This is a genomic window from Erythrobacter sp., assembly GCF_023653175.1.
In the GTDB taxonomy this organism is placed as follows: domain Bacteria; phylum Pseudomonadota; class Alphaproteobacteria; order Sphingomonadales; family Sphingomonadaceae; genus Erythrobacter.
In genome coordinates this window covers 1-8003 of record NZ_JAMNXL010000163.1, presented here as the reverse complement: position 1 = coordinate 8003, position 8003 = coordinate 1, and the positions used below count along the sequence as shown (strand labels likewise).

Genomic DNA, 8003 nt, shown 5'->3' with positions numbered 1-8003 from the left:
CCAGCATCGCAAGGAACGCGTCGGTGCTCGCGGACATTACCCGCGCGCGACCGCCTCGGCGGCGATCATCCGGGCCTCGGCGACCAGCCCCACGCGGGTCAGCGCGGCGGTGATGTGGTAGAGGTGGAGCGGGGTCATCTGCGACCAGCTGTTGCCCTGCATCCCCAGCCCCGCAAGCAGCGCGACCAGCGCCGGATTGCCGACCTCGGCCGCGCGCGAAATCGCGGCGGTCCATCGGGTCTTGCGCGCGAGATCGAAGCCGAGATCACCCGCGAGCGCGCCCGCGTCGCCTTCGGACAAGCGTCCGGTCCCGGCGAGCCCGGCGACGAGGAAGGCGGACTTGCGCTTCCCCTCGCTCGCATCGCTGCCCATGAAGCTCTCGACCGGGCTCTGGCCGACGGCGGTGATGTTCGGCGCGGAGAGCGAAATCAGGGCCCAGCCGAGCGAGCCCGGCGGGGCCACGTCCGACCAGCGCGCCGCGTTGCGATCAAGCCCGGCCGCCAGCATCGCCGCAATCAGATCACCCGCGGCGTCGGCGTGATCAGCGCTCGCCGGAATGCGCGCTGCGGCATAGGCGGTGAGCACTCGCCCGCCGTAGCCGTCCCCGCCGCCAAGCTTCGCGCCGTCCGCCCAGAGGCGCTGCATGGCGGCAATGCGCGCGGCAGCATCAGTGGCGAGATAGGCCTCGCGCAGTGCCGCGGCATGGCTTTTGGGATCGCCGCCCGCAGCCGGATCGGCATGGACCTCGGCATAGAGATCGACCATCGCATCGGCCGACATGATCCCCTCACGCGCGGCGCGACCGGCGAAGGGTGCGCGTTGGCTCGCGGGGAGCATCGGCAGCAGCGCGCCGCTCCGCGCATAATAGGCCCCGCCGCGCGCCTTGAGCGCGCTATCCAGAAGCCCCTCGGGTAGCGGCTCGCCCACCGCATTTGCGAGGCCGAAGCGCCAGGGGTTGAGATCATCCACCCCCTGCCACTCGATATTGACCCCCCGCTGCGCGCGCCCCGCCGCGCCCGCCAGGCGCCGCGCCAGCAGCACATCGACCCGCGGCGCCGCGCCGCGGAACAGCGCGCGGTCCAGCTGGGTCGCGGCCAGCGCGCTTTCGCCCGCATAGGCATTGCAGATCGCCTGCCACATCACCCACTCGCCATCCTGCCGCTGCGATCCCTGCAGGCGCACCGCCGGGCAAGCCCCGGTGATGTCGCCGCTGGCGAGGTAGGCGCCGAGCGCCTCCTGCGTCAGCGCGGGCGACCAGTTGGCGGTGTCGATATCCTGCACCACCGCCCGTGCGAGGGCGAATTCGCCCATGCGGTTGAGCAGGCCGACGCGAAGGGCGGCAAATTCCACCGGGTCCATGCCGAGAGGCGCGGCCAGCCGGCTCGCCAGTGCGCGGCGCAGCAGGATGTGCCCCCAGCGCGACACCAGCGGGCCCTGGGTGCCTCCCAGCGCTGCGCGCACCAGCTTGTCCGACTGGTTCGCCAGTGCCATCGGCGGCAGCCCGCCCTCGTCCACCGCCAGCACTCCGACGCGGGTCAGGGCCCGCTGCGCGCCGGCCGGGATGTCGCTCTTTGGCGCGAGGCCGAGCAGCTGGTCGAGCTCCTCGGTCGACATGTTCTCCAACTGCTCGAGGCTCGGCAGCCGGGCGAGGTCCTCGCGGCTGATCGCGGGGAGCGGCGGGAGGCTGGCGGGATCGACCGAAGCGCCGGACGCGGGGGCGCCGCCCGGCGCCCCCGCGCCCGGCGGCTGGCCTTGTTGGGGCGTCGGGGCCTGTCCGGGACGCGGTGCAGGGGTCTGGCGCGGGCTCGGCGCAGGCGCGGGATCGTCAAACCCCGGCGGCAGCAGCGATTCGGGCTTGCCCTGCGCCATCGCCAGCCCGGCGAGGCCCGCAGCGCCCAGCGCTCCTGTCATACCAATGGCGAGCACACTCGCCGAATAGCGCCTGCGCCCGCTTCTCATTGTCCCTGCCCCTGTTCCGATTCCGGCAGCGTCACATCCTCGGCGATCGGGCGCAGCGGCTCTTCCCCGCCGTCGAACCATGCCAGCGCGACAAGGCAGAGAGCGGCCAGCCCCGCCACCCACGGCCAGCGCCGTCCGCGCCGCGCGGGGGACTGCTCGAAACCGCCAGGGGTCAGACGCTCTTGCCGCAAGTTTGCCATATTGCGCGTGCCCTAGCCCATCTATAGGCCTTGCGGCAATGTCCGCCGCATGCCCCTCGCCCCATGATCGCGATATCGCCGCCATCGCCGCGCGCATCACGCGGCCCGTGGTGCTGGTGGGGCTGATGGGCGTCGGCAAATCGACCGTCGGGCGAAAGCTTGCTACTCTGCTCGGGCGCGACTTCGTCGATGCGGACGACGCCATCGCGCTGGCCGCCCAGCGCTCCATCCCCGAGATCTTCGAGGCCTTCGGCGAGGCCCATTTCCGCGACGGCGAGCGGCGCGTGATCGCCCGCCTGCTGGGCGAAGGCCACGGCGTGATCGCCACCGGTGGCGGCGCCTTCGTCGACCCGCAGACGCGCGCGGCGGTGCTCGAGAAAGGCATTGCGGTGTGGATCGATTGCGACATCGACACGCTGGTCGAACGCACCGCGCGCCGCGCCAACCGCCCGTTGCTGAAACAGGGCGACCCCAAGGAAATCCTCACCCGGCTGGCGCGTGAGCGCGCACCGTTCTACGGGCAGGCCCATATTCGCATCCTGAGCGAGACCGGCCCCCACGCCGACACCGCGCGTGCGATCATCGAGGCAATAGATCAATGGCTGTAATTCCCGTCGCGCTGGCCGGGCGCGCCTATGAGGTGGTGATCGAGGAGGGGCTGCTCGAACGGCTTGCCGAAGCCGCCGCCCCGTTCGTCAAGGGCTACGGCCCGCAGCGCCCCGTGCCTTTTGTGGCCGACACCAACACCCACCGGCTGTTTGCGGCCCGGATCGACGCGCACATCGCCGCGCACGGGCTTGCGGCCGAATGGTTTGTGGTCGAGCCGGGCGAAGATGCCAAGACCTGGGGCGTGCTGGAAAAGCTGTGCGACTGGCTGCTGGCGCTGGGCGTGACGCGCAAGGACCATGTCTTCGCGCTCGGCGGCGGCGTGGTGGGCGATCTGGTCGGCTTTGCCTGCTCGGTGGTGAAGCGCGGCGTGGGCTTCGTGCAATTGCCGACTACGCTGCTCGCCCAGGTCGACAGCTCGGTGGGCGGGAAGACCGCGATCAACACGCGCGCGGGCAAGAACCTGATCGGCGCGTTCCACCAGCCGTCGCTGGTGCTGATCGACCCGCAGGTGCTCAGCACCCTGCCGGACCGCGAGATGCGCGCTGGCTACGCCGAGGTGCTGAAATACGGGCTCCTCGGCGATGCGGCGTTTTTCGCATGGCTGGAGGCCAACGGCGACAAGGTGCTCGCCCGCGAGCCCGCCGCGCTCGAACACGCCATCGCCACCAGCATCGCGATGAAAGCGCGGATCGTGGCGGCCGATGAGCGCGAAACGCAGGACCTGCGCGCGCTCCTCAACCTGGGCCACACCTTCGGCCATGCGCTCGAGGCCGAGACCGGCTTTTCCGACCGGCTGCTCCACGGCGAGGCGGTTGCGCTCGGCATGGTGCTGGCGGCGAAGTATTCGGCGCGGCGGGCCGAGATTTCCGCCGCGGATGCCGCGCGGGCCGAGGCCGCCATGGCCGCGGCGGGCTTGCCTGCACGGATCGCCACGCTCGGCCTCACCTGCGACGGCGCGGCTCTGGTCGACCACATGCGCCACGACAAGAAGGCGGAAGGCACCACCCTGCCCTTCCTGCTGCTGCGCGCACTGGGCGAAGCCTATGTGGCGCGCGATGTCGACCTCGCCGATATCGCCGCCTTTATGGATGAGGAATTGCGCGGATGACCCGCTTCATCGACCTCTCGATCCCGATCACCAACGACGTGGTCTCCGATCCCGAGGTGATGCGGCCCAAGGTCACCTACATGACCCACGAAAATACGTGGGAGCAGATCGCGATGTTCTTCCCCGGCCTTGCCAAGGAAGACCTGCCTGATGGCGAAGGCTGGGCGGTGGAATTCGTCGAACTTTCGACCCACAACGGCACCCACATGGACGCGCCGTGGCACTTCCATTCGACCACGGATGAGGGCGCGACCCCCGCCCCCAGCATCGACGAGGCCCCCCTGGACCGCTTCCTGCGCCCCGGGGTGAAGCTCGATTTCACCCACCTCCCCCACGGCCACGTCGTCACCGCCGCCGAGGTGCAGGAGGCGCTCGCCCGCATCAATTACACCCTGCAACCGCTCGATATCGTGCTGGTGCAGTCCGGAGCCATCTACGGCACCGAGGGCTTCACCGATCAGGGCGTCGGCCTCGGCGCGCAAGCGACCTTGTGGCTCACCGCGCAAGGCATCGAGGTGGTCGGCACCGACGCGTGGAGCTGGGACGCGCCTTTCAGCCACACCGCGCGGGCCTGGGCCGAGACCCGCGACCCGGCGATCATCTGGGAGGGCCACAAGGCCGGGCGTATCCGTCCCTATTACCAGATCGAGAAGCTGACGAACCTCGCCGCCCTGCCGCCGCACGGCTTCACGGTCAGTTGCTTTCCGGTCAAGATCGAGCGTGCCAGCGCCGGCTGGATCCGCGCGGTGGCGATGATCGAGGACTAGGCCCTATGCAGATCGCGCTCGCCGACCTTGGCGACCCCCGCGTACAGGAGCTTGTCGCCTTCCACCAGCGCGCCATGCTTGAAGGCTCGCCGCCCGGCCTCAGCTTCGCGCTCGATCTCAGCGGATTGCAGGCCGAGGGCGTGACAGTGTGGGCGGCCGAGGTTGGCGATCGCATCGCGGCGGTCGGCGCGTTGAAGCGGCTCGATGCGGTCTCGGCGGAAGTGAAGTCGATGCGCACCCATCCCGATTTCCTCCGGCAGGGCATCGCTGCGGCGCTGCTCGAGACGATCATCGCCCACGCGCGGGCTGAAGGGTTTGCCACGCTCAGCCTCGAGACCGGCAGCGGCCCGGCCTTCGAGCCCGCCTTGGCGCTCTACCGCCGGCGCGGGTTCGCCAATGGCCCGGCTTTTGCCGACTACGTGCTGACCGACTTCAACCAGTGCATGCATTTGGCACTGGATTAATCGCTCAACATCAATGCGCCGGGCGGCTCGGCAGCTGGGCGATATTGTCGCCTGCCTGCGTGACGCGCGCGGCCTTCAGGACTGCCTCTTCCTCCAGCATCCGGTCATGTTCGGCAAACAGCTGCTCGATATCGGCGCGCCGTTCCAACAGCATGTTCGCGATGCCCGGCGCAAGGCTCTCGCCGTCGCCGATCTTGCCGAGCATCGCGGCCAGATCGCTCACCGTCGCATCGCGCGCATTCTTGTAGAAATTGCCCTTGCGGTCAAAATATCCGGTTCCGGTATGTGCCATGATCAAATGCTCCCACCTGAGCTTCGATCCGCCCCACGAGGATCCGTGATTCGGCAAAACGAGTGTCTCACAGGACGAATTGTAGAACAAAACCGGTGCAAATTTTTTGTCGCACATCAGTAATCTGGCGCAAAAAGGCGGGCTTTTCTGCAAGAACCCCTGCCCTCGCTGTCACTCCAGTTCGAGGATCACCGCGTCGACCGCGAGGCTCTCGCCTTCGGCGGCGTTGATCTTGGCGATCACGCCTTCCTTTTCGGCGCGCAGGATGTTCTCCATCTTCATCGCCTCGACCGTCGCGAGCGGCTGGCCGGGCTGCACCGTCTCGCCCTCGGCAACATGGAGCTTCACCAGCATCCCGGGCATCGGGCAGATCAGCAAGCGCGACAGATCGGGCGGGACCTTCTCCAGCATCAGGCTCTCGTGCCGCGCCAGACGCAGCGGGAGCACCAGCGCGGTGTGCGCCGCGCCGCGCGTCGTCACCTTCCACTGGTTGCCGATCCGCTCGACGATCAGGCCGTAGCTTTGGCCCGTCCCGTCGGTGGCGGTGGCCTGCACCATGCCCGGCCGCCAGTCGCAGGTGCCCTCGACCCGCACGCCGTCCACCATCGCATGGCCATCGCCCAGCGTGACCGTGAAACGCTCGTCGCCGAGCTTCACCAGCCATTCGGTCGTCACCCGCAGCACGCCCTCGCGCCCATCATCGCCATCGAGCTGGCCCGAGATGCGCCGCGCGCGGCTGGCCCAGGTGAATTCATTGCCCGCGCAGGCCGCGGCCAGCAGGCGCTTCACCTCGTCAGAGGTCGCCGCGCCGTGAAAGCCTTCCGGATATTCCTCGGCGATGAAGCCGGTGGTCAGCTCGCCCGAACGGAACCGCGGGTGCTGCATGATCGCGCTGAGGAAATCGACATTGTGCCCCAGCCCCTTGATGCGGAAATTGTCGAGCGCCTCGATCTGCAAGTCCGCCGCTTCATCGCGCGTGGGCGCCCAGGTGATCAGCTTGGCGATCATCGGATCGTAGAAGCGCGAGACCTCGCCGCCTTCGTAGACCCCGTCATCGACGCGCACCGAGCCATTGCCGCGCGCCACACCGCGGCGGGCCTTGCCTGCGACGGTTTCATCTTCCTGCCAGCCGGGGAGCGGGGGTGAGTAATGCACCAGCCGCCCGGTGCTCGGCAGGAAGCCGCGATAGGGGTCTTCGGCATAGACGCGGTTCTCGATCGCCCAGCCGTCGATCCCTATATCGTCCTGCGTCATGGCCAGCTTCTCGCCCGCCGCCACACGGATCATCTGCTCGACGAGGTCGATGCCGGTGATCGCCTCGGTGACGGGGTGTTCGACCTGCAAACGCGTGTTCATTTCGAGGAAATAGAAACTCTCCCCCGTCGGGTCCGCGCCGCTGACGATCAATTCGACCGTGCCCGCCGAGTAATACCCCACCGCGCGCGACAGGGCGACGCATTGCTCGCCCATGGCCTTGCGCATCTTGGGCGTGACGAAGGGCGACGGTGCTTCCTCGACCACCTTCTGGTGACGGCGCTGGATCGAGCATTCGCGCTCGTTCAGATAGAGGATGTTGCCGTGCTGGTCGCCGAGGATCTGGATCTCGATATGGCGCGGGTTGAGGATGAACTTCTCGATGAACACGCGGTCATCGCCGAACGAGTTGAGGCCCTCACGCTTCACGCTTTCAAAGCCTTCGCGCACGTCGGCCTCGTTGTAGGCAAGGCGCATCCCCTTGCCCCCGCCGCCGGCGCTGGCCTTCATCATCACCGGGTAGCCGATCTCGGTCGAGATGCGCACCGCGTGCTCGGTATCCTCGATCTCGCCGACAAAGCCCGGGACGACATTGACGCCCGCTTCCTTGGCGAGCTTCTTGGACTCGATTTTGTCGCCCATCGCGGCAATCGCGCCGACCGGCGGGCCGATGAAGGCGATGTTCTCCTTGGCGAGCGCCTCGGCGAAAGAGGTGCGTTCCGACAGGAAGCCGTAGCCGGGGTGAACGGCCTCGGCGCCGGTCTGCTTGCAGGCGGCGATGATCTTGTCGGCGATCAGATAGGATTCGGCCGCGGGCGAGGGCCCGATATGCACCGCCTCATCGGCCATCGCCACAAAGGGAGCACGCGCATCGGCATCGGAATAGACCGCGACGGTCTTGATCCCCATCTTCCGCGCGGTGGTGATGACCCGGCAGGCGATCTCGCCGCGGTTGGCAATCAGGATTTTCTGAAACATCGTCTTTTCTTTCTATTCGCCTGATCCGAGTTGGTCGATCCTGTCGGCTGCAAGTTTCAGCCAGCATATCATCCCGAAGGCGCCGTATCCGGTTCCTCCGACGTTCGATTCTGTCTCGTAGCTACACTGGTTGTCCGCGTATTCGGTCCAGGCTGCCTGCGCTGTTTTCAAGTACTGTTCGTGTTGCATGCCGCCGCCGCAGACAAAGCCGGTTCCAGACTTGCACTCGGCCTCTTTTTCGGAATCTGCGGTTTTTGCGGCGACCAATGCTTTGGCATAGGTGCTAATCAGCTCGGCTTGGACTGCCTGATAAGCAAGGCTCAGGCAGAAATTGCTAGTCGTTTGAACGTGCTCAGTACATCTATTGATCGT

At 67.6% G+C, this 8003-nt stretch carries 9 protein-coding genes; 4 read left to right on the top strand and 5 right to left on the bottom strand.

Annotation, left to right across the window (positions count from 1 at the left end; all coding sequences use genetic code 11):
- Positions 1–36: 36 nt before the first annotated feature.
- Together NBV68_RS15325 and NBV68_RS15320 are read right to left on the bottom strand one after the other, a co-directional pair.
- Positions 37–1959 carry a hypothetical protein gene (locus NBV68_RS15325; protein WP_296311323.1) on the bottom strand — a complete coding sequence of 641 codons (1923 nt, stop codon included), beginning with the start codon at positions 1957–1959 and terminating at the stop codon, positions 37–39.
- Positions 1956–2159 (bottom strand): hypothetical protein, encoded by a 204-nt coding sequence (locus NBV68_RS15320; RefSeq protein ID WP_296311321.1) that lies wholly within the window; start codon positions 2157–2159, stop codon positions 1956–1958. The genes NBV68_RS15325 and NBV68_RS15320 overlap by 4 nt, the downstream gene beginning before the upstream one ends.
- Before the next feature lie 38 nt (positions 2160–2197).
- Between NBV68_RS15320 and NBV68_RS15315 the strand changes: the two genes are divergently transcribed.
- The 4 genes from NBV68_RS15315 to NBV68_RS15300 are packed head-to-tail and all read left to right on the top strand — an operon-like array spanning position 2198 to position 5107.
- Entirely contained in the window at positions 2198–2767 is a 570-nt protein-coding gene (locus tag NBV68_RS15315) for a shikimate kinase (RefSeq protein WP_296311318.1), read from the top strand.
- Positions 2758–3876 carry a 3-dehydroquinate synthase gene (gene aroB / locus NBV68_RS15310; RefSeq protein WP_296311315.1) on the top strand — a complete coding sequence of 373 codons (1119 nt, stop codon included), beginning with the start codon at positions 2758–2760 and terminating at the stop codon, positions 3874–3876. The genes NBV68_RS15315 and aroB overlap by 10 nt, the downstream gene beginning before the upstream one ends.
- Complete coding sequence (locus NBV68_RS15305) at positions 3873–4643, top strand: cyclase family protein (RefSeq protein ID WP_296311312.1); 771 nt, start codon at positions 3873–3875, stop codon at positions 4641–4643. Before aroB ends, NBV68_RS15305 begins: the two co-directional genes overlap by 4 nt.
- Before the next feature lie 5 nt (positions 4644–4648).
- The gene (locus tag NBV68_RS15300) at positions 4649–5107 is read left to right on the top strand and encodes a GNAT family N-acetyltransferase (RefSeq protein WP_296311311.1); all 459 of its coding nucleotides are present in this window, start codon (positions 4649–4651) and stop codon (positions 5105–5107) included.
- A 10-nt stretch (positions 5108–5117) separates the two neighbouring features.
- Here the strand turns inward: NBV68_RS15300 and NBV68_RS15295 are convergent, their stop codons facing one another.
- The 3 genes from NBV68_RS15295 to NBV68_RS15285 all read right to left on the bottom strand — a co-directional run.
- Positions 5118–5399, bottom strand: coding sequence for a hypothetical protein (locus NBV68_RS15295; protein WP_296311309.1), 282 nt, complete (start codon positions 5397–5399; stop codon positions 5118–5120).
- Positions 5400–5570: 171 nt separating this feature from the next.
- A complete protein-coding gene (locus tag NBV68_RS15290; protein ID WP_296311307.1) occupies positions 5571–7631 on the bottom strand; it encodes an acetyl/propionyl/methylcrotonyl-CoA carboxylase subunit alpha in 2061 nt (686 codons plus the stop codon).
- A gap of 12 nt (positions 7632–7643) precedes the next feature.
- A partial coding sequence (locus NBV68_RS15285; RefSeq protein ID WP_296311305.1) for a lysozyme inhibitor LprI family protein occupies positions 7644–8003 on the bottom strand: 360 nt, incomplete at its 5' end.